At 67.4% G+C, this 21,440-nt stretch carries 22 protein-coding genes; 12 read left to right on the forward strand and 10 right to left on the reverse strand.

Going from position 1 to position 21,440, the window contains the following annotated elements; genetic code table 11:
- The first annotated feature begins 313 nt into the window (after positions 1 to 313).
- The 5 genes from ACYVH8_RS07730 to ACYVH8_RS07750 all read left to right on the forward strand — a co-directional run bounded on the left by ACYVH8_RS07730 (position 314) and on the right by ACYVH8_RS07750 (position 3,067).
- Entirely contained in the window at positions 314 to 775 is a 462-nt protein-coding gene (locus tag ACYVH8_RS07730) for a methyltransferase family protein (protein ID WP_460488268.1), read from the forward strand.
- 13 nt (positions 776 to 788) lie between these two features.
- Positions 789 to 1,322, forward strand: coding sequence for a DUF7482 domain-containing protein (locus tag ACYVH8_RS07735; protein WP_460488269.1), 534 nt, complete (start codon positions 789 to 791; stop codon positions 1,320 to 1,322).
- Positions 1,323 to 1,429: 107 nt separating this feature from the next.
- Positions 1,430 to 1,876 (forward strand): SRPBCC family protein, encoded by a 447-nt coding sequence (locus ACYVH8_RS07740; RefSeq protein ID WP_460488270.1) that lies wholly within the window; start codon positions 1,430 to 1,432, stop codon positions 1,874 to 1,876.
- A 64-nt stretch (positions 1,877 to 1,940) separates the two neighbouring features.
- On the forward strand, positions 1,941 to 2,360 hold the full coding sequence (locus ACYVH8_RS07745; RefSeq protein ID WP_460488271.1) for a PaaI family thioesterase: 420 nt from the start codon (positions 1,941 to 1,943) through the stop codon (positions 2,358 to 2,360).
- On the forward strand, positions 2,357 to 3,067 hold the full coding sequence (locus ACYVH8_RS07750) for a DUF429 domain-containing protein (protein ID WP_460488272.1): 711 nt from the start codon (positions 2,357 to 2,359) through the stop codon (positions 3,065 to 3,067). The genes ACYVH8_RS07745 and ACYVH8_RS07750 overlap by 4 nt, the downstream gene beginning before the upstream one ends.
- Positions 3,068 to 3,244: 177 nt before the next feature.
- Here ACYVH8_RS07750 and ACYVH8_RS07755 read toward each other — a convergent pair whose 3' ends face one another.
- From ACYVH8_RS07755 to ACYVH8_RS07770, 4 genes are all read right to left on the reverse strand, one after another.
- Positions 3,245 to 4,930 carry a sensor domain-containing diguanylate cyclase gene (locus ACYVH8_RS07755; protein WP_460488273.1) on the reverse strand — a complete coding sequence of 562 codons (1,686 nt, stop codon included), beginning with the start codon at positions 4,928 to 4,930 and terminating at the stop codon, positions 3,245 to 3,247.
- 122 nt (positions 4,931 to 5,052) lie between these two features.
- Positions 5,053 to 6,276, reverse strand: a complete 1,224-nt coding sequence (locus tag ACYVH8_RS07760) for an NAD(P)H-dependent flavin oxidoreductase (protein WP_460488274.1) — start codon at positions 6,274 to 6,276, stop codon at positions 5,053 to 5,055.
- Positions 6,277 to 6,393: 117 nt separating this feature from the next.
- Positions 6,394 to 7,935 carry a methyl-accepting chemotaxis protein gene (locus ACYVH8_RS07765; RefSeq protein WP_460488275.1) on the reverse strand — a complete coding sequence of 514 codons (1,542 nt, stop codon included), beginning with the start codon at positions 7,933 to 7,935 and terminating at the stop codon, positions 6,394 to 6,396.
- A 270-nt stretch (positions 7,936 to 8,205) separates the two neighbouring features.
- Positions 8,206 to 8,964 (reverse strand): IclR family transcriptional regulator, encoded by a 759-nt coding sequence (locus tag ACYVH8_RS07770; RefSeq protein WP_460488276.1) that lies wholly within the window; start codon positions 8,962 to 8,964, stop codon positions 8,206 to 8,208.
- Between the two features lie 106 nt (positions 8,965 to 9,070).
- Between ACYVH8_RS07770 and ACYVH8_RS07775 the strand changes: the two genes are divergently transcribed.
- From ACYVH8_RS07775 to ACYVH8_RS07785, 3 genes are read left to right on the forward strand one after another with little or no spacing between them, the layout of a single operon-like run.
- On the forward strand, positions 9,071 to 10,042 hold the full coding sequence (locus ACYVH8_RS07775) for a Bug family tripartite tricarboxylate transporter substrate binding protein (protein ID WP_460488277.1): 972 nt from the start codon (positions 9,071 to 9,073) through the stop codon (positions 10,040 to 10,042).
- Positions 10,043 to 10,074: 32 nt separating this feature from the next.
- On the forward strand, positions 10,075 to 10,758 hold the full coding sequence (locus ACYVH8_RS07780) for an RraA family protein (RefSeq protein ID WP_460488278.1): 684 nt from the start codon (positions 10,075 to 10,077) through the stop codon (positions 10,756 to 10,758).
- Positions 10,759 to 10,760: 2 nt separating this feature from the next.
- Positions 10,761 to 11,690: an NAD(P)-dependent oxidoreductase gene (locus ACYVH8_RS07785; protein ID WP_460488591.1), complete on the forward strand. Its 930-nt coding sequence runs from the start codon at positions 10,761 to 10,763 to the stop codon at positions 11,688 to 11,690.
- Between the two features lie 53 nt (positions 11,691 to 11,743).
- Here the strand turns inward: ACYVH8_RS07785 and ACYVH8_RS07790 are convergent, their stop codons facing one another.
- Positions 11,744 to 12,667 carry a LysR family transcriptional regulator gene (locus ACYVH8_RS07790; RefSeq protein WP_460488279.1) on the reverse strand — a complete coding sequence of 308 codons (924 nt, stop codon included), beginning with the start codon at positions 12,665 to 12,667 and terminating at the stop codon, positions 11,744 to 11,746.
- Positions 12,668 to 12,791: 124 nt separating this feature from the next.
- Here ACYVH8_RS07790 and ACYVH8_RS07795 point away from each other — a divergent pair, with 124 nt between their 5' ends.
- From ACYVH8_RS07795 to ttdB, 3 genes are read left to right on the forward strand one after another with little or no spacing between them, the layout of a single operon-like run.
- Positions 12,792 to 13,760, forward strand: a complete 969-nt coding sequence (locus tag ACYVH8_RS07795) for a Bug family tripartite tricarboxylate transporter substrate binding protein (protein WP_460488280.1) — start codon at positions 12,792 to 12,794, stop codon at positions 13,758 to 13,760.
- Between the two features lie 29 nt (positions 13,761 to 13,789).
- Entirely contained in the window at positions 13,790 to 14,689 is a 900-nt protein-coding gene (gene ttdA / locus ACYVH8_RS07800; protein WP_460488281.1) for a L(+)-tartrate dehydratase subunit alpha, read from the forward strand.
- Positions 14,686 to 15,294 carry a L(+)-tartrate dehydratase subunit beta gene (gene ttdB / locus ACYVH8_RS07805; RefSeq protein WP_460488282.1) on the forward strand — a complete coding sequence of 203 codons (609 nt, stop codon included), beginning with the start codon at positions 14,686 to 14,688 and terminating at the stop codon, positions 15,292 to 15,294. The genes ttdA and ttdB overlap by 4 nt, the downstream gene beginning before the upstream one ends.
- Before the next feature lie 139 nt (positions 15,295 to 15,433).
- Here ttdB and ACYVH8_RS07810 read toward each other — a convergent pair whose 3' ends face one another.
- The 4 genes from ACYVH8_RS07810 to ACYVH8_RS07825 all read right to left on the reverse strand — a co-directional run bounded on the left by ACYVH8_RS07810 (position 15,434) and on the right by ACYVH8_RS07825 (position 19,718).
- A complete protein-coding gene (locus ACYVH8_RS07810) occupies positions 15,434 to 16,102 on the reverse strand; it encodes an RluA family pseudouridine synthase (protein WP_460488283.1) in 669 nt (222 codons plus the stop codon).
- A complete protein-coding gene (locus ACYVH8_RS07815; protein ID WP_460488284.1) occupies positions 16,086 to 18,161 on the reverse strand; it encodes a PAS domain-containing hybrid sensor histidine kinase/response regulator in 2,076 nt (691 codons plus the stop codon). Before ACYVH8_RS07815 ends, ACYVH8_RS07810 begins: the two co-directional genes overlap by 17 nt.
- A 12-nt stretch (positions 18,162 to 18,173) precedes the next feature.
- A complete protein-coding gene (locus ACYVH8_RS07820) occupies positions 18,174 to 19,091 on the reverse strand; it encodes an adenylate/guanylate cyclase domain-containing protein (RefSeq protein ID WP_460488285.1) in 918 nt (305 codons plus the stop codon).
- 111 nt (positions 19,092 to 19,202) lie between these two features.
- Positions 19,203 to 19,718, reverse strand: coding sequence for a 3'-5' exonuclease (locus tag ACYVH8_RS07825; RefSeq protein ID WP_460488286.1), 516 nt, complete (start codon positions 19,716 to 19,718; stop codon positions 19,203 to 19,205).
- A 158-nt stretch (positions 19,719 to 19,876) separates the two neighbouring features.
- Here ACYVH8_RS07825 and ACYVH8_RS07830 point away from each other — a divergent pair, with 158 nt between their 5' ends.
- The gene (locus ACYVH8_RS07830; protein WP_460488287.1) at positions 19,877 to 20,410 is read left to right on the forward strand and encodes a cyclic nucleotide-binding domain-containing protein; all 534 of its coding nucleotides are present in this window, start codon (positions 19,877 to 19,879) and stop codon (positions 20,408 to 20,410) included.
- Between the two features lie 22 nt (positions 20,411 to 20,432).
- Here ACYVH8_RS07830 and ACYVH8_RS07835 read toward each other — a convergent pair whose 3' ends face one another.
- On the reverse strand, positions 20,433 to 21,398 hold the full coding sequence (locus tag ACYVH8_RS07835) for a MerR family transcriptional regulator (RefSeq protein ID WP_460488288.1): 966 nt from the start codon (positions 21,396 to 21,398) through the stop codon (positions 20,433 to 20,435).
- Positions 21,399 to 21,440: the final 42 nt, after the last annotated feature.

Below are 21,440 nucleotides of genomic sequence, written 5' to 3' on the forward strand. Positions count from 1 at the left end.
CAAGGCGCAAGGTGCTGGCTACCAGTCCCGGATCAATGCAGCGCTTCGCATGGAAGTGGAGCGAAATTTAACTGGTCGTCCAAGAGCGACAACGCGTAAGCGCGTCGCGGCTTGACTGCGCGTTGGGCAGACATGAACCTCGGCCCTTGGAACACATCCGATTTCGAGTCCATGTCATGGCATGACGTCCACGTTCAGCTGCCGCATATACTTTGGGTCCAGGCCCGCTGACACGGGGGCATCGCATCCCCCGGCGTGATGGAATGCCTTTGGTGCAGGCCTGTTTTCCATGCCGAGGCTCAGACCCGAGAACATGCGACGGCTTGAAACCAAGATACCCGCTCCTGTGGTCACCATCGCCATCGCCGCAGCCATGTGGCTGCTGCCGCACGCAGAGCCCGTGGCCGATGCGGTCGATGTGGTGCGGCTCGCCGCCATCGACCTCAGCATGAACCTGAGCGCGCTGGTGGCCATTGCCGCCTTTGCCGGTTTCTGGCAAGCCCGGACCACGATCAATCCGCTGCAGCCCGAGCGGGCCTCGGTGCTGGTCACCCATGGCATCTACCGCTACACACGCAATCCCATGTACCTCAGCCTGCTGCTGCTGCTCGTGGCCTACGCCAGCCACCTGGGGTGCTGGGCGGCCCTGGCCGGCCCGATGGCCTACGTGGCCTACGTCACCCGCTTCCAGATCCTGCCCGAAGAGCGGGTGCTGTTGGCCAAGTTCGGCGCCGAGTACGAGGCCTACAAGCGCCGCGTACGCCGCTGGATCTGAAGCGGGATCTTCCGTGCCCATCCGCGCCATGCGTTTCCCGCACCTCTGGCTCCTGGTCTGTACCCTGTTGCCGGTGGCTTGCGCAGCCCCGCGCACCAGTGGCCCGGCCGAGACCACGCTGCCCCTGCACCGCGCCTGGGTCGACGGCCACCAGGTCGAGTACGTGACGACCGACATCTCGGACGCCGCCATGGCCCGGCAGGAGGGCGTCAACCACGTGCCGCGCCTGGCCCTGGCCCTGGGCGCACCGGGCCGCCCCGGTGTGACCGAGCGGGTCTACAAGTTCGTGAACGGCGAACAGATCACCGTCTTCCAGTCCGCGCCGCTGCCCACGGGCGGGGCCAATGCCGACCGCAGCTATAGCCCGCTGTGGCGCATGGTGCTGGTGCGCTGGCGCCAGCCCGCGGCCCCGCGCGAGCTGCGTTCCGAGGAACAGGTGCTGGCGGCGCAGGAACGGGGCGAGATCGCCCTGGAGCTCACCGGCATCGTGGTCAACTGCCCCATCACGCGCTCGGTGGACGGGCAGGCGCTCAAGGGCGTGCGCTGAACAGTACGCCCGGGGGGGTCTGCGGGGCTGACCTTTGTCGAAACCGGTCCGGCCTATTCGTCGTACAGTCTGAGGGACTGCCTCGAACCATCTGAAGGGAACACACCATGAGCACCAACACCGTCCGCCTGCACCGTGTGCTGCGCGCCCCGGCCGAACGCGTCTACCTCGCCTTCATCGATCCCGCCGCCATGACCAAGTGGCTGCCGCCGCACGGTTTCACGGGCAAGGTGCACGAGATGGACGCCAGGGTGGGCGGGGGCTACAGGATGTCCTTCACCAACTTCAGCAACGGGCAGAGCCATTCCTTCGGCGGCACCTACCTGGAGCTGGTGCCGGGAGAGCGCATCGTGCACACCGATGTCTTCGACGACCCGAACCTGCCCGGGGAAATGCGGGTCACGTTGACGTTCAAGGCCGTGTTCTGCGGCACCGAGCTCAACGTGGTGCAGGAGGGCATTCCCGAGGTCATTCCTGCCGAAGCCTGTTACCTGGGCTGGCAGGAGTCGCTCACGCTGCTGGCCCAGCTGATCGAGGCGGAGATTCCGGGCTGAGCGTGCGCGGTACCCGGCCAGCCAGCCCGCGCCGGTGTGCGCGCCATGACATCCAGGAGTTTTCATGCCCACCCTTCACGATTTCAACCAGCGCGGCGCGGCCATGTTGCCGGGGCATCTCGGCATCGTCATCACCCACATGGAGGCCGGCGAGGTGCGCGCCGAGATGCCGGTGCGCACCGAGGTGATGGCGCCCAACGGTTTCCTGCACGCGGGCAGCATCGTGACGCTGGCCGACACCTGCGCCGGCTACGGCTGCATCAACAGCCTGCCCGAGGGGGCCAGCGGCTTCACCACCGTCGAGCTCAAGTCCAACCACCTGGGCACGGCGCGCGACGGCGTGGTGCTCTGCGTGGCGCGAACCGTGCACAGCGGGCGCACCACCCAGGTCTGGGATGCGGTGGTGACGCACCGCGAGAGCGGCAAGACCCTGGCGCTGTTTCGCTGCACGCAGATGGTGCTCTACCCCAAGGCCGGCGCTTGAGCCTGGCGGGGCCCATCACCGGCGTCGATGGCTGCCCGGCGGGCTGGTACGCCGCGCATCTGCCGCCGGGCCGCAGCGAGGTCGAGGCCTGCGTCCATGCCCGCTTCGCGGACCTGCTGCGGGCCTGCCCGGCGCCGGCCTGCGTGGCGGTGGACATGCCGATCGGCCTGGGCGAGCAGGGCGAGCGCGCCTGCGACGAGGCCGCGCGCCAGCGCCTGAAGCAGCGCGGCAGTTCGGTGTTTGCGGCGCCCCTGCGGGCGGTGCTGGGCGCCGCCTCGCATGAGGAAGCGTCGGCGCGCCGCCGGGCCATCGACGGCAAGGGCATGTCCATCCAGGCCTACAACATCCTGCGCAAGGTGGAGCAGGTCGATGCCGCCTTGCGCGCCTCGGCCGCCGACGCGCTGCGCGTGCATGAGGTTCATCCCGAGCTCTGTTTCATGCAGATGAACGGCGGCCTGCCGCTGGCCCATGGCAAGAAGAGCGCCGCAGGGCGCGCGCTGCGCATCCGCCTGCTGGCGCCGCATTTCCCGGGCCAGGCCGAGCGCCTGCTGGACGGATTTCCCCGCAGGCAGGTGCAGGCCGACGACGTGCTGGACGCGCTGGCCTGCCTGTGGACGGCGCAGCGCCTGCTGCGGGGCCAGGCGCTCAGCCTGCCGGCCCGTGCGCCGCGCGACGCCTGCGGCCTGGCCATGGCCATCCACTGCTAGTAGACTGAATCCGTGAGATTCACTGGCACTCGTCTGCCCCTCGCTGTGCCATGCGGCGTTGCAAATGCTCGCCGGGCCTACGGGCCCGTCTGTGCTTTGCGCCTTGCCTGCCGCAGCGCTGGTCAGCCGCTTGCCGGCGATCTCTCAGATTCAGTCTACTAGCGCACGGCGGGGCCCCTACAGGGTCACGACCCGGTTGCGCCCCAGCTGCTTGGCGGTGTAGAGGGCCCGGTCGGCGCGCTCCAGGACCTCGGCAGCGCTCGTGTCGCTGGCCAGCGCCTGACTCAGGCCCAGGCTGACGGTGGCCTGGCCCGCCACGGCGAAGGGGGCGCTGGCCACGGTCTGGCGGATCTTCTCGGCCACGGTCAGCCCTTCCTCGTCGCTCTGGGTGTCGGGCACCAGCACGACGAATTCCTCGCCGCCATAACGCGCCACGAAATCGGTGACGCGGGTGCACTGGCTCAGCAGGCGGGCCAGCTGGCGCAGCACCTCGTCGCCGGCCTGGTGGCCGTGGCTGTCGTTGATCCGTTTGAAGTGGTCCACGTCCAGCAGGATCAGGCAGAAGCCGCGGCCCGTGCGGCGCAGCCGCTGGAAGCCCTCCACGAGCCGGGCGTCGAAACGGCGCCGGTTGTTCAGGCCGGTGAGGGCGTCGATGGTGGCCAGGCGTTCGAGCGCCTGGTTGGCCCGCGACAGCGCCTCGGTGCGGTCGCGCACCTGCAGCTCCAGCGAGGCGTTGAGGGCTTCGAGCTGTTGCTCGTGGCGCAGCAACGAGGCCGTCATGGACTGGATGGAGCCGCTGAGCTGGCTGATTTCGTGGAGCTGCCTGCCCGCCGGGTAGACCGGCTCGGCATCGCGCCGCTCGACATGGCGCACGGCCCGGGCCAGCTGTTCGATGGGCAGGCTGACGCGGGCGGCAAAGCGGTAGGCGATCAGCGAGAACAGCAGGGCCACGCCCAGGCCGAACAGCAGCAGCTGCTGGCGCAGGATCTGCACCGGCTCCAGCGCGACCTCCAGCGGCTGGCGCAGCACGACATGCCAGCCCAGCGAGACGCTGGTTGCGGCCGTGACCTCGGCCATGCTGGTGAGGTAGGCCTTGCCGTCGTCCCAGCGCAGGACTTCGTAGGGCGCGGTGCGCTGCTGGCGCGGCGGCAGCGACTTGCCGAGCTGCTTGTAGGGATAGAGGATGTTGCCCGACTTGTCGGCGATCAGCACCTCGATCTGGTGCCCGGAGGCGCTGCGGGTGACGACCGATTCTACCGTGTGGGTCACCCAGCTCCAGTGCGCATGCGCGCCCAGCACGCCGCGCAGCCGGCCCTGATCATCCAGAATGGGGGCGGCGAAGTCGATGAAGCGCAGCGGTTCGTTCGCGGCGCGCCGGGGCAACTGCCGGGCCAGCAGCAGGGCTTCGTGCACCACGCCGGTGTAGGGCCCCTTGAGCGCGGCCTGGAACCAGGGCCGCTGGTCCACCTGCAGTCCCATCAACATGCCGCCCGTGGCCTGCAGGACGCGGCCCTTGAGGTCGGCGATGCCGATCCAGGCGTATTCCTCGGAGCTCTGCTTGCGCAGATCCAGCTGCTTGCCGAGTTCGGGTGCGTGCAGATCGCCATGGGTGAAGGTGGGAATCTGGCGCAGCAGGCGGATTTCCTTGTCGCGCTCCTCCAGATTCGAGGCCAGCAGGTCGGCCGCCGAGCGCGCGCTGATGGACAGGGTCTGACCGCCGAAGTCCGCCAGCTCCTGGGTGGCGATATGCCCGACATAAAGGCCCACGCTCAGCAAGGTGGCGAGCGACAGGCCGCCGAACCAGAGGGTCAGGCGACCGCGGAAATGGCCCAGGCTGAAGTAGTGCCTCGGGGAAGATGGCATGCGCGATCCTTGTGTGACCCCCTGTCTGTCGGTTTTTTTTGGAATGCGCGCGCGCAGTGTAGGGGCAAATGCACCCGCAGCCCTGCCCGGGTCGGGCCGGCGATGCGGAATTTGTCACTTTTTCAGGCAGGCTGAAGCGTTTCCGACGGCGTCAGCAGCCTTTGCACCAGATCGCGCACGCCGCGCATCTGCGCGCCGAAGGGCAGGGCGCCGACGCCCCGGAAGAACAGGCCCTTTTTCAGGTCACCGCGCAGCGCGGCGGCGAGCTGGTGGTCGATGCAGAACTGGCCCCAGCCGGGCAGGCCGTCGCGCAGGCCGCACTGGGCCAGGCAGTCGAAGCTCTTGGTGCAGCGCGGCTTGGGGTGGGCCACGGCCTGCAGCTTGTGCTCGATCCTGAGGTAGGCGCGCAGCCAGGGTGTGGCCACCGCGCGCGCGGGCAGGCCGGCCACGCTGGTGAATTCGATCATGTCCTCTTCCTTCGCCTCGGCCAGTACGCGCTTGAACTCGGGGTGGGCGTCGCCCTCGGTGGTGACGGCAAAGGGCGTGCCCAGCTGCACGCCCGCCGCGCCCAGCGATTGCAGGCGCGCGATGTCGGCATGCGTGCGGATGCCGCCGGCGGCGATCAGCGGGATCTCCTTCTCGATACCGGCCGATCTGAGGAATTCGATGGATTGCGGGATCACGTTCTCGAAATCGAAGCGCGGGTCGTTGAGGTCGGCGATCTTCGCAGCACCCAGGTGGCCGCCGGCCAGGCGCGGATGCTCGATGACGATGGCGTCGGGCAGGCGCTTCTTGCGTTCCCATTTCTTCACGATGAGCTGCACGCCGCGCGCATCCGAGAGGATGGGGATCAGCGCCGCCCGGGGATGGTCCTGCGCCAGCTCGGGCAGGTCCAGCGGCAGGCCGGCGCCCACCACCACGGCGTCGATGCCGGCTTCGAGCGCGGCGGTGACGGAAGGCGCGTATGCGCCCACCGCGCGCATGACGTTGACAGCCAGCAGGCCCATGTCCGGTGAGAGCGCGCGCGCGGCACGGATCTCGCGCCGCAGTGCTTCTAGGTTGGCCGCGTCGATGGCGCGCTTGGCCGCCTCTGCGGCCGGCAACTGGCCGGTGGCCGCCATCAGGTCCGGGTGATGGCGGCGCAGGTCCACCGAGGACAGGGTGCCGACACCACCCAGCGCGGCCACGCTGCCGGCCAGGCGGTGTGCCGAGACACCGATGCCCATGCCGCCCTGGACGATGGGCAGCAGGGTGCGCCCGCCCAGCGTCAGCGCCCGCAGGCCGCTGTGCGCCAGCCAAGCGGCGCTGTCTGCGGGAATATGAGGAAAGCGAAGGGCAGCATGCATGAGGGGTTCCAGGCAAACGGGAACCCACGGCCCCCACGGCAGTACATGGCAGTACATGGCAGGCAGTCTAGGCAACTGCAAGCCGCAGGGTTTTGCGCTGCGTCAAGGAAAAAGACTTCAGCGCAGGCGCAATGGCGCGCTGCCCAGGCGGTAGCCGCCCACGCTGCCGGCCAGCTGGCGCGCCTGCTGCTCCAGGGCCTGGGCCGATGCGGCCGAGCGGTCCAGCACGGCGGTGTTGTCGCTGACCATCTGTTCCAGCTGCGTGATGGCGTCCTGCAGCTGGCTGAAACCCTGGTCCTGGGCCTGGCCTTCGCGTGTGATCTGCGCCATGGTTTCGGCGACCTGGCGCACCTGCCCCACCATCTCCTGCATGGTGCGGCCGGCCTGCTCGACCAGCTTGCCGCCTTCGGCCACGCTGCCGACCGAGGCATCGATGAGCTGCTTGATCTCCTTGGCCGCGGCGGCGCTGCGCCCGGCCAGGCTGCGCACCTCGCTGGCCACGACGGCAAAACCCCGACCCTGCTCGCCGGCCCGCGCCGCTTCCACCGCGGCGTTGAGCGCCAGGATATTGGTCTGGAAGGCGATGCCGTCGATCACGCCGATGATGTCGGCGATGCGGGCGGACGATGTGCGGATGTCCTGCATGGTGTCCACCACCTTGTTCACCACGGCGCCGCCGCGCTCGGCCACCTTGGCGGCTTCGGCCGCCAGGGCCTGGGCCTGGCGCCCGCTGTCATGGCTGTGCTTCAGGGCGCCGGCCAGGGCCTGCATGCTGGTCTGGGCCTGCTCCACGCGTGCCGCCTGCGGGCTGCGCCGGGCCTCGGCCTGTTCGGGGGCGGCCAATGCGCGTGTGCTGCTGGCCAGCTGCTCGGCGTCCTGGTGCACCTGCGCGATCAGCTGCTGCACGCCCTGCTGGATCTGCGCCAGGGCGGCCTGCACCTGGCCGCTTTCGTCGTGTGCGTGCGCTTCAATCGGGGTGTCGAGTTCGCCGCCGGCCAGCTGCCGCGCCGCGCGCAGGTTCTCGCGCAGGCCACGTGCGAGCGGCAGCAGCAGCCACAGGCCCCAGAGCGCGGCCAGCAGCACGGCGGCCACGCCGCAGTAGAGCAGCAGGGTGCGCGCGGCGGCGATGCTGCCGCGCTCCACGCTTTTGCGCTGCAGGGCGGTCAGGGTCTGGATGGACTGCTGCAGGGCCTTGAGCGCGGGCAGGGTCTCGCCGATGAAGAGCAGGGAGGCCTCGGGCCGCAGGTTTTCCTCGACCAGCTTGACCACACGTTCGGCCGATTCCGTATGGGCGGCGCGGTGGCGCTTGAGATCGGTCAGCACCTGGGCGTCGCTGCGCGAGCCCAGGCGCTCCAGCGTGGCCAGGGCCTGGTCGATCTGGCGGTTGGCCGCCGTCTGCTGCTCGCGGATCTGGCCGGTGGGGGCGGCGATGGGGGCGGTGATCTGCTGCTGGGTCAGGCGCGAGAGCTGCTCGGTGCTGGCCGTGATCTGCTGCGCGGCCTCGGTCTGGGCGCGGTCGCTGGCGCTCATGCGCTCGCTGGCGATACCGACCTGCTGCAGCTGTTGCAGGGCCAGCAGGGTGAGGCCTGCCAGCAGCAGCAGGGGCAGGCCCAGGGCCAGTCCGAGGCGGGTACCCAGTTTCCAGTCAGCGATACGCATGGATCCAGTCTCCTCATACGCCAACGGTCCGCGGGCCGGACGGGGCGCGCTAGGGCTTGTGCTCCTGGCGGGTGCCCCCGGCAGTCGCCTGCTGCGGCCGGTAGCTGTCGTCGATTTCGTTGAACAGCGCTTGGGCCATTGTGTCATCAGAGTCGGCACAGGGTCCAGTGCCGCTGTGCATGGCGCTGGAGGCCGGCACGAACCGCCCGCTTTTCACGTCGAACACATGCAGTGGCGGGACCGGGCCAGGGTGGCGGTGGGCAGACCGCTTCAGGGGTGCCAGTTGGAGATCACGGGCGGGGTGTCGGCGGAGCGGCTGCCGGCGAGGGCGTAGGACAACGCATTGGCCGCCCGGATCACGCTCTTCGCGTACTTTTGCAATTTTGTTGCCGAAAGCCGGGAGACCGGCCCCGAGATGCACATGGAGCCCAGCAGGCGCCAGTTCAGACCGAAGACCGGGGCCGCCACGCTGGCCACCTCGGGCTCGCGCTCACCCAGTGAGAGGTGATAGCCCCGCTTGCGGATCTCCTCGTAAGTCTCTCCGCGTTCGCCGCTGAAGGCGAGGATGACGCGCCCGGGGGCGCCCTTGTCCAGCGGCAGGCGCTCTCCGATGCGCACGTGGTGGCGCACCGCCTGGGAGCCTTCGACGCGGGCGATGCAGGCGCGGATTTTCCCCTCTCGCACGTAGAAGGTCGCGCTCTCCCCCGTCAGCTGCGCGAGTTCGCGCAGCACAGGTTCCACGGCATTGTTCACGTCGAAGCCGGCCTGGTACCTGGCGCCCAGCCAACCTGTCGCCGGCCCCAATCGCCATGGACCGTCCTCAGCCTGCACCATGTAGTTGGACAAGGCCAGCGTGCGGGCCAATCGCAGGACGGTGGTCTTGTGCATGCCTGTTCGGCGGCTCATTTCTGCCAGCGAAAGCGTGGATTCGTCGACCTGGAATGCCTCCAGCAGGGAGAGCGCGCGCGTGACGGCGGTGACCCCCTCCTCTTTGTCTTTCGGCTCGTTTCTTGGAGGATTGCGCACCATGGACCTTGTTTCATTGAGTGAAACGGCATTGTATCGAGTGCACCGAGCATCTAGAGTACCGGCGGATGGCAACCCTCGTTTGCCTGACTACAAGGAGATAAGCACCATGAAGTTTTTCAGTCGCGCCTTGATCGGCCTGATGTTCTCGTCCATCGTCGCCTCCCTGGCCCACGCACAGGCCTGGCCCGGCAAGCCGATTCGTCTGGTGGTTCCGTTTCCGGCCGGTGGAGGCACCGACATCATCGGCCGCGAGCTGACCCAGAAGATCACCGAAGCCAGCAAGTGGACTTTTATCGTTGACAACAAGCCCGGCTCGGGCGGCAATATCGGGATCGACAACATCGCGAAGTCGCCGGCGGATGGTTACAACCTCGTGCTGGGCCAGACCAGCAACCTGGCGATCAACCCCAGCCTCTATGCCAAGCTGCCCTATGACCCGGTCAAGGACCTGACGCCCATTTCCATGGTGGCCAGTGCGCCGCTGGCGCTCGTGGTCTCGGCCAACTCGCCGCTTCAAACCCTGGCAGATCTGGTGGCCGCGGCCAAGGCGCGCCCCGACCAGATCAACTTCGCCACCTCCGGTAACGGCACCGTGGCCCATCTGGCCACGGAGCTGTTCAAGAAAGAGGCCGGCATCAAGCTCGTGCACATACCCTACAAGGGCGCGGCGCAGGGCCTCAACGATGTGATCGGGGGGCAGGTGGAGGTTTACGTCTCTTCCATCCCCACCCTGATCGGACACATCAAGAACGGCAAATTGCGCGCGCTGGCCGTCACCTCCCTCAAGCGGGTGGATGACCTGCCGCAGGTCCCGACCATCGCCGAGTCCGGCTACAAGGGCTTTGAAGCCGTCACCTGGTTTGGCGTGCTGGGCCCGGCCAAGCTGCCCAGGGACATCACCGCCCGACTGAACGCCGAAATCAACAAGGCCCTGCAAACCGCCGAACTGAAGAAAAAACTGGGGGACCAGGGGGCCGATGTCGCCGGCAGCACCTCCGAGCAGTTCGCCAGGACGGTCCGTGAAGACATGGTCCGTTGGGGTGTGGTCGTGCGGGAATCCGGCGCGAAGATCGATTGAGTAACGACGACCAACAAGAAACCGATACCACCATGACACAAGCCGACATCATTCGCGACTTCGAGCGCGTCCCGCCCCAGGTCGTGACACAAGCCGCCGGGTATCAGGCGGCCATCCTGGCCGACGTGGCCGGCCGGCGTGGCGCCCTGCATGGACGCATCCGCGCCCTGCATCCCCGCGTGAAGGTCGCGGGCACGGCCTTCACCGTGGAGGTCCGCCCGGGCGACAACCTGATGATCCACGCCGCCATGTCCCTGGCCAAGCCGGGGGATGTGCTGGTGATCGACGGCAAGGGGGACCAGACCGCCGCGCTGATGGGCACCATCATGATCACGGCCTGCCGCAAGCTCGGCATCGCCGGGGTGGTCATCGACGGCGCCGTGCGGGATGCGCTGGAGCTGGAGGAAATAGGCTACCCGGTGTTCAGCGTCGGCACCAATCCGAACGGTCCGACCAAGCTGGTGCCGGGGCGCATCGGGCATCCGGTCACCGTGGGCGGCGTGACGGTCCATCCGGGCGACTTCGTCCTGGGCGATGCCGATGGCGTGGTGGTGGTCGAGCGCGACAGGATCGAGTCGCTGCTGCCCTTGGCGGCCAGGAAGGTGAAAGACGAGTCCGAACGCATCGCGGGCATCCACAAGGGCGACACCGCCGCCAAGTGGCTCGATGCCGCCTTGCGCGCCGCGGGGGTGCTCAAGGAAGGGGAGCGTCTGTGAGCATGGCGCCTGGACTGGGCAAGCCGGTGGTCCTGGTCACGGCAGCCGATCTGGCGCCGCAGGCCCTGGAGTTGCTGCGCGAATTCGAGGTGGTCTACGCGGGCAAGACACCGACCGAGGACGACATCGTGGCGCTCTGTGGCCGGCACAATCCCGTGGCCATCATCGTGCGCTACGGCGCCGTGGGCGCCCGGGCGATCGATGCCGCGCCGGCGCTGCGCGTGATCTCCAAGCACGGCAGCGGAACCGACACCATCGACAAGGTGGCGGCCCAGGCGCGCAAGGTGGAAGTATGCGCAGCAGCAGGGGCCAATGCCGCGGCTGTGGCCGAGCAGGCGCTGGCCTTGCTGCTGGCCTGCGCCAAGTCCGTACCGGCATTGAACGCACGCATGCACAGCGGCTTCTGGGACAAGGCAACGCACAAGAGCCTGGAGCTGGGCGGCCGTACCATCGGCCTGATCGGACTCGGGGCCATCGGCTTGCGATTTGCCAGGATGGTCCAGGCCCTGGACATGCGTGTCATCGGCTTCGATCCCTATGCGCGTGCCTTTCCGCCGGGGGTGGAGCCGGTGGATCTGGACACGCTGTGGCGGACATCGGATGCGATTTCGTTCCACTGCCCGCTGACCAGCGAGAACCGGAACATGCTGAACGAGAGCGCCCTGGCCTTGTGCAAACCCGGGGTCATTGTGGTGAACACCGCGCGCGGGGGATTGATCGACGAAGCGGCGCTGCTCGGTGCGTTCCGGTCGGGCCGGGTCGCCTCTGCCGGCCTGGACAGTTTTGCCGTGGAGCCCATGAGCGCAGGGCACCCGTTCCGGAACGAGGAGCGCATCGTGCTCAGTCCGCACATCGGCGGCGTCACCTCCGACGCCTACGTCAAGATGGGAGTGGCGTCGGTGGAAAATCTGCTGACCGTACTTCGTGCTTAGCTTCACTGCCTATGGCAGGCGAGCACGCTCCCCGGGATCGGGAGCCGGCGCGCCTACGCGGCGCCTGACGCCGCGGCCACGAAGTCCAGAAAGGTTTTGACGCGCAAGGACGTCCTGTGCTGCTGGGCGTAGACGGCATAGATGTCGGCGTCCGGGCTGTTGTAGCGGGGCAGCAGCTGCACCAGGCGACCCGACTGCAGGTATTTCTTCACATCCCATTCGGCCCGCAGCAGGATGCCGTGGCCGTCCAGCGCCCAGTTGACGGCAATGCCGCCGTCATTGCTCGTCAGGTTGCCCCTTACCCTCACGCTCTGGGTGGACTCGGCCCTGCTCTTGCCTTTGCCCTTGGGCGTGGAAAAGCGCCATTGCCCGTAGGCCTCATCACCCTGGCGTATGCCGATGCAGTTGTGCCGGGTGAGGTCGCCGGGGGTCTGGGGTTCCCCGTGCTTCTTCAGGTACATGGGTGACGCGACCACGACCCTGCGGTTGGCGGCGATGAACCTGGCGACGGAGCGGGAGTCCGGCGGGTTGCCGAACCGGAAGCAGATGTCGTAGGCATCGTCGCCGCTGGGTGGCGGGTTGACCGACAGCTGCAGCTGGATGTCCACCTTGGGGTATTTCCGGACGAACTCGGAAACCAGGGGGGCGATGTGGCTGCGCCCGAACCCCAGCGTTGCATTCACCCGCAGCAGTCCCTGGGGCGCGACGGTGGAGCCCAGAAGCTGGTCCTCCATCTCGCTGATGTTGCCAACGATCTTGCGTGCGTGGTCCAGATAGACCTCGCCTTCCGGCGTCAGGCCCATGCTCCGCGTGGTCCGGTTGAACAGCGGGACACCAAGCCGCGACTCCATGAGCGAGAGGCGCCTGCTGACCGCGGCCGGGGTGACGCTCAACTCGCGTGCGGTCTTGCTGATGGAGCAGGCGGTGGCCAAGGCGAGGAAGAACTCGATGTCGGCCGGGTTGATCAGCTTGGCCATATTTTTGATATCAAGTTAAGAATGCTTTGAATATTCGGCTGAATTTTAAATTCAATGCGCACTAAAGTTCAAGCCATCCGATGCCGGCAGGCTGACGAAAGCCCAAAGATCCAAGGAGACAAACATGGCTCACAAGTTCACCCTACAGGTCCTCGCCGCCGTCCTGTGCAGCGCGGCCGGATTCGCCTCGGCACAAGCCTGGCCCGCCAAAAGCGTCACGATCGTGGTCCCGTTTCCCGCGGGCGGAACGACGGATGTCCTGGCCCGCGCCGTGTCGACCAAGCTGTCGGCCGTCATCGGCCAGCCCGTGATCGTCGAGAACAAACCCGGTACAGGCGCCACCCTGGGCGCGGCCTTCGTGGCCAAGGCGCCTGCGGATGGCTACATCCTCCTGATGGGCGCGGTTCATCACACCGTGGCCACCAGCGTCTACAGGAACCTGCCGTACAGCTTTCAGAAAGACTTCGCACCCATCACGACCGTGGCACTGGTGCCCAACGTGCTGGTGGTGAGTGCCAAGGCGCCCTACACCAGCGTGAATGATCTGGTGGCCGCCGGCAAGGCATCCCCGGAGAAGCTGTCCTATGGCTCCAACGGCAACGGCACGGCGCAGCACATGATCGGCACCCAGTTCCAGATCGAAACCGGCGCCAGGGTCCTGCACGTGCCCTACAAGGGCAGCGCCCCGCTGACCACCGACCTGCTGGGTGGCCAGGTGGACATGTCTTTCGACACCATCACGCCGGTTCTCCCCTTCATCAAGGAGGGCAGGCTCAAGGCCCTGGCGGTGACCACGGCCAAGCGCTCCTCCACCCTGCCCGATGTGCCCACCCTGCAGGAATCCGGCATTCCCAACATCGCGATCGGCACCTGGTTCGGTCTGCTGGCGCCGGCCGCAACGCCCGGGAACGTGGTGGCACGGCTGAATACCGAGGTGGTCAAGATCATCCACTCGCCGGAGTTCAGGAAGCAGATGCAGGACATCGGCGCCGAGCCCGTCGGCAACAAGCCCGAAGAGATGGCCCGGCAGATCACGGAAGAGACCGAGAAGTTTGCCCAGCTGGTCAAGGCGGGCAAGGTCACCCTGGACTGAGTCCAGGCGTCGCATACCAGGAGAACCCCATGGACAAGCAAGCCGCCGCCGCCGACCTGACCCACCTGATGTCGAAGTTCACTTCCTACATCGGCAAGCGGCTCCCCACCGACGTGACCCAGAAGCTGGGGGAGCTGCGCGCGAAGGAGGTGAACTTCCTGGCCAAGGAAGTCTACGAATCCATGCGCCTGAACCAGGAAGCCGCCGACAAGCTGGACCGCCCCAGCTGCCAGGACACCGGCGTGATCCAGTACTTCCTCACGGCCGGCGCAAACTTTCCGCTGCTGGGTGAACTCGAAAGCATCCTGCTGGGCGCCACCGAAGGCGCCACCAGGGACGGCCCGCTGCGCCACAACGCGGTGGAGACCTTCGTCGAGAAGAACACCGGCACCAACACCGGCACCAAGATCCCGTGGCTGGACTGGGAGATCGTCCCCAACGACGACAGCGTCACCATCGACGTCTACATGGCCGGCGGCGGCTGCACGCTGCCGGGCGCCGCCAAGGTGCTGATGCCGGGCCAGGGTTACGAGGGCGTGGCCGAGTTCGTGTTCGACGTGATCACCTCGCGCGGCGTCAACGCCTGCCCGCCGCTGCTGGTGGGCGTGGGTGTGTCGACCTCGGCCGAAACCGCGGCACGCCTGTCGAAAAAGGCCATCCTGCGTCCGGTGACCTCGCGCCACAGCAACGACAACGCGGCCCTGATGGAAGAACTGATGACCGAAGGCCTGAACGAGCTGGGCCTGGGCCCGCAGGGCCTGACCGGCAACGCCAGCGTGATGGGCGTGAACATCGAATCGTCGGCCCGTCACCCCTCCACCATCGGCGTGGCGGTGTCCACGGGCTGCTGGGCGCACCGCCGCGGCAAGATCAGGATCCAGGCCGACATGTCTTACGAAGTCATCTCGCACGAAGGGTTCAAGCTGTGAAAAAGATACTCACCACCCCCATCCGGGACGAAGACCTGGAGTCGCTGAACATCGGTGACGTGGTCTACCTGACCGGCACCCTGGTCACCTGCCGTGACGTGGCGCATCGCCGCCTGATCGAGCTCGGCCGCGAGCTGCCGGTGGACCTCAAGGGCGGCGCCATCTTCCACGCCGGGCCGATCGTGCGGCAGAAGGAAGACGGAGAGTACGAGATGGTCTCCATCGGTCCGACCACCAGCATGCGCATGGAGAAGTTCGAGAAGGAATTCATCAGGCAGACCGGCGTGAAGCTGATCGTGGGCAAGGGCGGCATGGGGCCGGAGACCCAGGAAGGCTGTGTCGAGAACAAGGCGGTGCACGCCATCTTCCCCGGCGGTTGCGCTGTGCTCGCTGCCACTCAGGTGGAGAAGATCGAGGCCGCCGAGTGGACAGACCTGGGCATGCCCGAGACCCTGTGGGTCAACCGCGTGAGGGAGTTCGGCCCGCTGATCATCTCGATCGATACCAAGGGCAAGAACCTGATCGAGGAGAACAAGGCCATCTTCAATCAGAAGAAGAAACCCATTCTGGAGCGGATCAACGCCCAGGTGCGCTTCATCAAGTGATCGGCAGGAGACCGGGAAGCCGCCGCTTGCGGCGGCTTTTTCTTTGTCACAAAAAAACAGATGGGTGCAGGTCCATCCGGGTTGTTGATCGGCGCAATAGCCGCACCCCAAGTGCGGCCGGACTGGTCCTGCGCGCAGATCAGAAAGGGGGTGGGCTGCGCCAGCGCAGGGCGGCCCCCGTGATGGGGTGCGTGAGCGCCAGTTCGCTGGCGTGCAGCAGCAGGCGCGTGCTGCGCGCCAGGCTGTCCTCATCGGCGTAGAGCGCATCCCCGAGGATGGGGTGGCCGATGGCCTGCAGGTGCACGCGCAACTGGTGGGTGCGGCCGGTCACGGGTTCGAGTTCCAGCCGGGTCCGGGGCCGGCCCCGGGCGTCGCTTTCCTGCGCGAGCACGCGCCAGCGGGTCTGGCTGGGTTTGCCGTCGGCATCCACCCTCTGCCGCGGCCGGTTCGGCCAGTCGCTTTTCAGGGGCAGGGTGATCTCGCTCCAGGCGCCGGCGGTCGGGTCCAGGTGCCCGCTCACCACGGCCACATAACGCTTGTGCACCTCGCGTGATTCGAAGGCCATGCTGAGCCTGCGCTGCATGGCCACGCCGCGCGCCATCAGCAGCAGGCCCGAGGTGGCCATGTCCAGCCGGTGCACGATCAGCGCGTCGGGCCAATGCGCCTGCGCGCGGGTGCTGGCGCAGTCCTGCTTGTCGGCGCCACGGCCGGGCACCGCCAGCAGGCCGGCCGGTTTGTCCAGCACGAGCAGGGCCTCGTCGGCGTGCAGGCAGGAGATGCCTGCGCCAGGCTCAGGGCTTGATCTCACCTTGGATCAGGCGCTGCACGGTGTCGCAGAGCTCCGAGACGTCGTTGGGCTTGTGGATCAGCGCGCGCGCGCCGGCTTCCAGCGCGTTGGCCTCGATCTCCGGCGTGATGTAACCCGAAGCCAGGGCCATGGGCAGCTGGGGGCGGATGCGGCGCGCGTCGTTGAGCAGCTCCACGCCGCTGTAACCGGGCATGTTGTAGTCGGTCACCAGCAGGTCGTAGTCGTCGGGTTGCCCACGCAGCGCGGCCAGCGCAAGTTTCGGGTCGGTGTAGGCGCTGACCTTGAAGCCGCGCCGTCCCAGCACGCGCTCGACCAGGAAGGACAGGGCCTGGTCGTCGTCCACGTACATCACGTGACGGCCGAAGCCCATCACGGTCTGCAGGCGCGTGGGCTCGGCCGGGACCGAGGGGACGTCGTCATCGGCCACCGGGAAATAGAGGGTGAACTCGCTGCCCAGGCCGGGTGTGCTGCTCACATCCACCGTGCCCAGGTGGGTCCGCATCACGCCGTGCACCACGGCCAGACCCAGGCCCGTGCCCAGGCCCACGGGCTTGGTGGTGAAGAAGGGCTCGAAGATGCGCTGCAGGGTCTCGGGCTCCATGCCGCTGCCGCTGTCGCGCACGGCCAGGGCCACGTAGCGCCCGCCGGCCAGGCCCAGGCGCTGGCATTCCAGCAGGTCGGGGCTGGCGCTGTTGAGTTCGATGCTGACCGTGCCGCGTGTGCTGCCGATGGCGTGGATGGCGTTGGTGCACAGGTTGATCAGCGCCTGCTCGACCTGGGTGGCGTCGGCCAGCACGGCCGGCGTCTCGCGCAGGCGCACCTGGAGGTCCACCGTGGGCGGCAGCGTGACTTTCATGAGGCGCACCGATTCCTGCACCACCTCGATCAGCTGGATGGGGTGGCGTTTCGGGGTTTCGTTGCGGCTGAAGGTCAGGATCTGGCGCACCAGGTTGCGCCCGCGCCGGCCGGCCTTCTCGATCTCGCTCAGACTGACCTGCACCGGCGAGTCGGCCCCGGCATCCTGGCGCGCCAGCGTGACGTTGCCCAGGATGGCGCCCAGGATGTTGTTGAAGTCGTGCGCGATGCCACCGGCCATGGTGCCGATGGCCTGCATCTTGTGCGCCTCGCGCAGCTGGGCTTCGAGGATGTTGCGCTGCGCCTCCATCTGGCGGCGTGTCGTGAGGTCGCGCGCGAAGACGGTGGTGATGTCGCCGTCGCCCTCGGGCTGGCGCTCGCGCGAGACGCTGACCTCCAGTGCCAGCGGGTGGCCGTCGGCGGTGCGGCCGTTGACTTCGCCCAGCGTGGCCTGGGTCGAGAGGCGGGTGGCGGCGATGGCGTCGATCGATTCGGGCAGGAAACGCCCGAGCGAGGTCTTGAGCGCTTCTTCCGGCGGGCACTGGAAGAGCGCGGCGGCGGCCGGGTTGAAGACGGTGATGCGTTGTTCGGCGTCGACGCAGAGGATGGCGTCCAGGGACGAGTTGATGATGGCGGCCAGGCGGTTTTCGCTCAGGCGCAGCTCTTCGTTGCGCTGCTGCAGGGCCAGGGCGCTTTCCTGCAGGGCGCGGCGGCGTTCCTGCAGGGCGCGTCGTTCGGTCAGCAGCGGGCCCTGGTCGATCACGGCGCAGATGAAGTGGGTCAGGTCGCGGTCCTGCGAATACTGGATGCGCGCGATGTGCAGATCACCGGTGAAGCGGGCTTCCAGACCGCTGGAGAACACCACCTCGTTGGTGTCGCTGTGGCCCTGCAGCTTGGCCTCGTCCAGGGCCTGTTGCACGCGTTCGATGTGGTCGGGGGTGACCAGGGGCAGCAGGAAATTCAGCGGGGGGTCGGATTCCTTGGGGCGGAAGAGCTTGAGCGCCATGGCATTGCTCTGCTCCACCATGCCGAACTCGTCCACCACCATGAGCCCCAGGGGCACGTTGGAGAACAGGGATTCAAATCGTTCGGAGGCGCCCTCGGCGGCGATGCGGCTGAATTCGAGCGCGCTGTTCTGGGCTTCCAGTTCGGCCTGGTAGGTGCGCAGATCGTCGATCAGCTTGGGGAGGGCCCGGCGGCTCATGGCCCTGTCTCTCTAGTTGTTCTTGTTGGTGAACCAGAAGCTGACGACCGGCGCGGTCGGATCGTCGAAGGAGGCGCCCAGCGCCATCTCGCCCTTGTCCAGCAGCACGCATTCCTGGCGGCGCAGGGAGATCACGGCCGTGGAGCCGGCAAACCGCACCCAGGTGCCGTAGCTGCTGATGTCCGAGAGCACGAAGAGTTCACCGCGGCGGTCCAGCCGGGCGTGCAGGCGCGAAACGCGGGGGTCCAGCACCGCGAACTGGGCGTCGTTGCCGCGGCCGAGGAAGACCGGCATGTCCATGGCCTCGAACAGGATGTTGTGTTCGCGCCAGGTCAGCTCGATGGTGCTGGGCAGGCGGCTGCTGGGGGCGCCGACCGTTTCCAGCCCGGCCTGCATCGTCATGATCTCGGAGGTGGTCTCGCGCTGCCAGTCGATGCGGTAGACCGTGGCCGGCTCGCTCTTGCCCCGGATGTCCATGGGCCCGAGGTTGCGGAAGTTGATCTCGCCGTCGCTGTAGAGCGCGTCGATCACGCTCTCAGACGCGAAGATCTGCTCGGCGCCCGAGAGGTCGCTCAGGCGCGAGGCCATGTTGACGGCATCGCCGAAGCAGTCACCATCCTGTTCCACGACCTCGCCGCGCGCCAGGCCCACCTTGATCTGCATCTTGCTCATGCCGGGCAGGCCGCTGCTGCGCTCGCGCTGCATGCGCTGCATCTCGACCATGGCCAGCACGGCGGCCTGGTTGTCGCCAAAGGAGGCCAGCACACCGTCGCCCAGGTACTTGATGACACGGCCGCCGCGGCTCTGAAAGAGCTTGCCGATCCAGTGCGTGGTGCGGGTCACCACCTCGGCCGCTTTGGCATTGCCCAACGCTTCGAACAGCCCGGTGCTTCCGGTCAGGTCGGCAAAGACGATGGTGAGAACGGCCATGCGATCGGAATCTTCGAGAGTGTGGGTATGTTTATTATGCCGGCCCCGCCTCGCCTGCTCGCTGCCATGGGGACGACCTCTTAGACGCCGAGTATACGGGGCGTCCGGTCCTCAGGACGGCAGGGCGGCGCCCTGGCGCACACGCTGCAGGGTCAGTTGCAGCAGGCGGGCATCGGCGCTGGCGCGGTGGCGCTGGGGCCCGCGTTCATCGGCGATCTGCTGCTTGATGGCATGCCAGCGCTCGGCCTCGTCTTCCCGCAGCAGGGCGCGCAGGTTCTCCAGCTTGAAGCGCTGGCGCTGGCCGGCCGCGTCGTACAAGAGGGCCAGCCAGGTGTAATCGTGGTTCCAGCCGTCGGAGTAGACCGTTCGGCCCTGCAGTTGCTCGTTGAGCAGGGTGGCCACCTCGACCGCGGACCGGCCGCGGTTCAGCAGGGCGGGGCGGGGAATCTGGTGCAGGCGCTCGGCCTGCGGGTCCCAGTGGGTCCACTGGGGTTCAGGCCGGATCAGGGTGCAGAAGACGCGGCCGTCGGGCAGGGCGTAACCGACTTCGATGGGGTAGCTGTCGCGGCCGAAGCCGGACGCTTCCACGTCCAGCACGGCGGGCCTTGCCTCGGGGATGGGCTTCATCGCGGTCATTATGTTGAGGCTGGGGTTTCTGTGCAATCGTTCGCAAACTGCTGCGCAACGTTGCGCCGGGTTCGCCCGGAAACCCCGTCGGTGTGTAAGATGGGTAAAGGTGTTTCATGCATGCCGTCTTCCGAGGGTGTAACCAGGGCTACCAGAACATGGGTATCGATCCAGCCATCGTCCAGAACATCGCCGAGCGGGTGCGGGCCGAGATGTTGCCGCAACGTGCGGCCCCGGCCCTCAAGCTCGACCCGGCCATCATCCAGAAGATTGCGCAGAAGGTGCCGATCTTCGCCGGCATGAGCCAGCCCTGTCTGCTGGACACCCTGGCCACCGGCGAGCATTTCACCATCCAGGCCGGCGAGGCGGTGTTCCGCGAAGGCGACATGGGCAACTCCTTTTATGTGCTGATTGCCGGGGACGTGGTGGTCGAGAAACTGCGTGACGGCAAGCCGGTGGAGCTGGCCCGCCTGGGCCCCGGTGAATGCTTCGGCGAGATGGCCCTGGTGGGCAACGATGTGCGCTCGGCCACGGTGCGCGCCGCCGGTCCGCTGGTGGCCATGCGTTTCTACCGCGAGCTGATCGACGCCAACCCCGAAAGCGCCTCCGCCATCTACCGCAATATCGCCCGCATCCTGGCGTCCCGCCTGGGCGAGTCCAGCCTCATGCTGGCCGATCTGAAGAAGCGTTGACGCGGCGTCCATAAAGTCGGGTTCAGTCGGCTGCGGTTTTTTCGGGCCGGTGGCCGGCAGTCCAGGGCGCCAACAGGCCACCGATAGCCTCCAGCCTTGCCACCGTTGTCACGCCGGGAGGCGCGCGGCGCTGCAGCATGGGATGGCTGCCACCCGCCCAGAGCTGCACCTCAGCCGGCAGGCGGCTGCGCAGATCCTGCAGGCCGCGTTGCAACAGCTGCGAACTGAACGAGGGACTGAAGCTCAGGCCGACGATCTGGGCCCGGTTGGCCTGGGCCGCCTGCACGATCTCGGTCACCGGGGTCTGCGCACCCAGCGACACGCATTCGCAGCCCTCCAGCACCAGCATGATCTCGGCCATCAGCAGGCCCAGCACATGGGGTTCCTGTGGCAAGGTGGCCAGCAGCACGCGCGGCATGCCCGGGCGCGGCATGGAGGCCGTGCTGCCCAGCGCGCTGCGCAGCACGGCAATGACGCTCTCGGTGTACATGTGCTCTTCGAAGACCTGGATCTCGCCACGCACCCAGGCCTCGCCCACCAGCACATTCAGCGGCGCCAGCAGTTCGGTCAGGAAGTGGCCCAGGCCCAGGCGCAGCACGGCCTGGTTCAAGGTGCGGCGCAGGGTCATCACCTCATGGCGGCGCACCAGCATCAGGATGGCCTGCAGCTCGGGTTTGGCCAGCGCATCAGCGTCGACCGGGGCCGCCTCCTGCAGCATGGCATGCAGTTCGGCCAGGGGCAGGGGCACCACGCGCCCGGGACGCTGGCCACTGCCCAGCAGGCGCGCGATCAGGCGCAGGCGCTCGACCTGCTCGGGCGGGTAGTGCCGCTCGTCAAAAGCATCGCGCACCGGCTGCGGAAAGCCATAACGCCGCTCCCACACGCGCAGCGTGTCCTTGGAAAGACCGGTGTCGCGTTCGACCGCGGCAATAGGCAGGGCGCCGGGAATTGCAGTTCCTTTGCCTGAGTATTCGCTATGGTCTTTCACTTTTGCTATTTTTGTCTAGGACAAATAAAGATAATCTAGCCT

The sequence above is a fragment of the Curvibacter fontanus genome (genome assembly GCF_054780335.1).

Excerpts from the sequence above, each read along its gene's own strand:
- ACYVH8_RS07730 (WP_460488268.1), top strand. The coding sequence starts at position 314 with ATGCGACGGCTTGAAACCAAGATACCCGCTCCTGTGGTCACCATCGCC.
- ACYVH8_RS07740 (WP_460488270.1), top strand. The coding sequence starts at position 1,430 with ATGAGCACCAACACCGTCCGCCTGCACCGTGTGCTGCGCGCCCCGGCC.
- ACYVH8_RS07745 (WP_460488271.1), top strand. The coding sequence starts at position 1,941 with ATGCCCACCCTTCACGATTTCAACCAGCGCGGCGCGGCCATGTTGCCG.
- ACYVH8_RS07755 (WP_460488273.1), bottom strand. The coding sequence starts at position 4,930 with ATGCCATCTTCCCCGAGGCACTACTTCAGCCTGGGCCATTTCCGCGGT.
- ACYVH8_RS07760 (WP_460488274.1), bottom strand. The coding sequence starts at position 6,276 with ATGCATGCTGCCCTTCGCTTTCCTCATATTCCCGCAGACAGCGCCGCT.
- ACYVH8_RS07765 (WP_460488275.1), bottom strand. The coding sequence starts at position 7,935 with ATGCGTATCGCTGACTGGAAACTGGGTACCCGCCTCGGACTGGCCCTG.
- ACYVH8_RS07770 (WP_460488276.1), bottom strand. The coding sequence starts at position 8,964 with ATGGTGCGCAATCCTCCAAGAAACGAGCCGAAAGACAAAGAGGAGGGG.
- ACYVH8_RS07775 (WP_460488277.1), top strand. The coding sequence starts at position 9,071 with ATGAAGTTTTTCAGTCGCGCCTTGATCGGCCTGATGTTCTCGTCCATC.
- ACYVH8_RS07780 (WP_460488278.1), top strand. The coding sequence starts at position 10,075 with ATGACACAAGCCGACATCATTCGCGACTTCGAGCGCGTCCCGCCCCAG.
- ACYVH8_RS07785 (WP_460488591.1), top strand. The coding sequence starts at position 10,761 with ATGGCGCCTGGACTGGGCAAGCCGGTGGTCCTGGTCACGGCAGCCGAT.
- ACYVH8_RS07790 (WP_460488279.1), bottom strand. The coding sequence starts at position 12,667 with ATGGCCAAGCTGATCAACCCGGCCGACATCGAGTTCTTCCTCGCCTTG.
- ACYVH8_RS07795 (WP_460488280.1), top strand. The coding sequence starts at position 12,792 with ATGGCTCACAAGTTCACCCTACAGGTCCTCGCCGCCGTCCTGTGCAGC.
- ttdA (WP_460488281.1), top strand. The coding sequence starts at position 13,790 with ATGGACAAGCAAGCCGCCGCCGCCGACCTGACCCACCTGATGTCGAAG.
- ACYVH8_RS07815 (WP_460488284.1), bottom strand. The coding sequence starts at position 18,161 with ATGAGCCGCCGGGCCCTCCCCAAGCTGATCGACGATCTGCGCACCTAC.
- ACYVH8_RS07820 (WP_460488285.1), bottom strand. The coding sequence starts at position 19,091 with ATGGCCGTTCTCACCATCGTCTTTGCCGACCTGACCGGAAGCACCGGG.
- ACYVH8_RS07825 (WP_460488286.1), bottom strand. The coding sequence starts at position 19,718 with ATGAAGCCCATCCCCGAGGCAAGGCCCGCCGTGCTGGACGTGGAAGCG.
- ACYVH8_RS07830 (WP_460488287.1), top strand. The coding sequence starts at position 19,877 with ATGGGTATCGATCCAGCCATCGTCCAGAACATCGCCGAGCGGGTGCGG.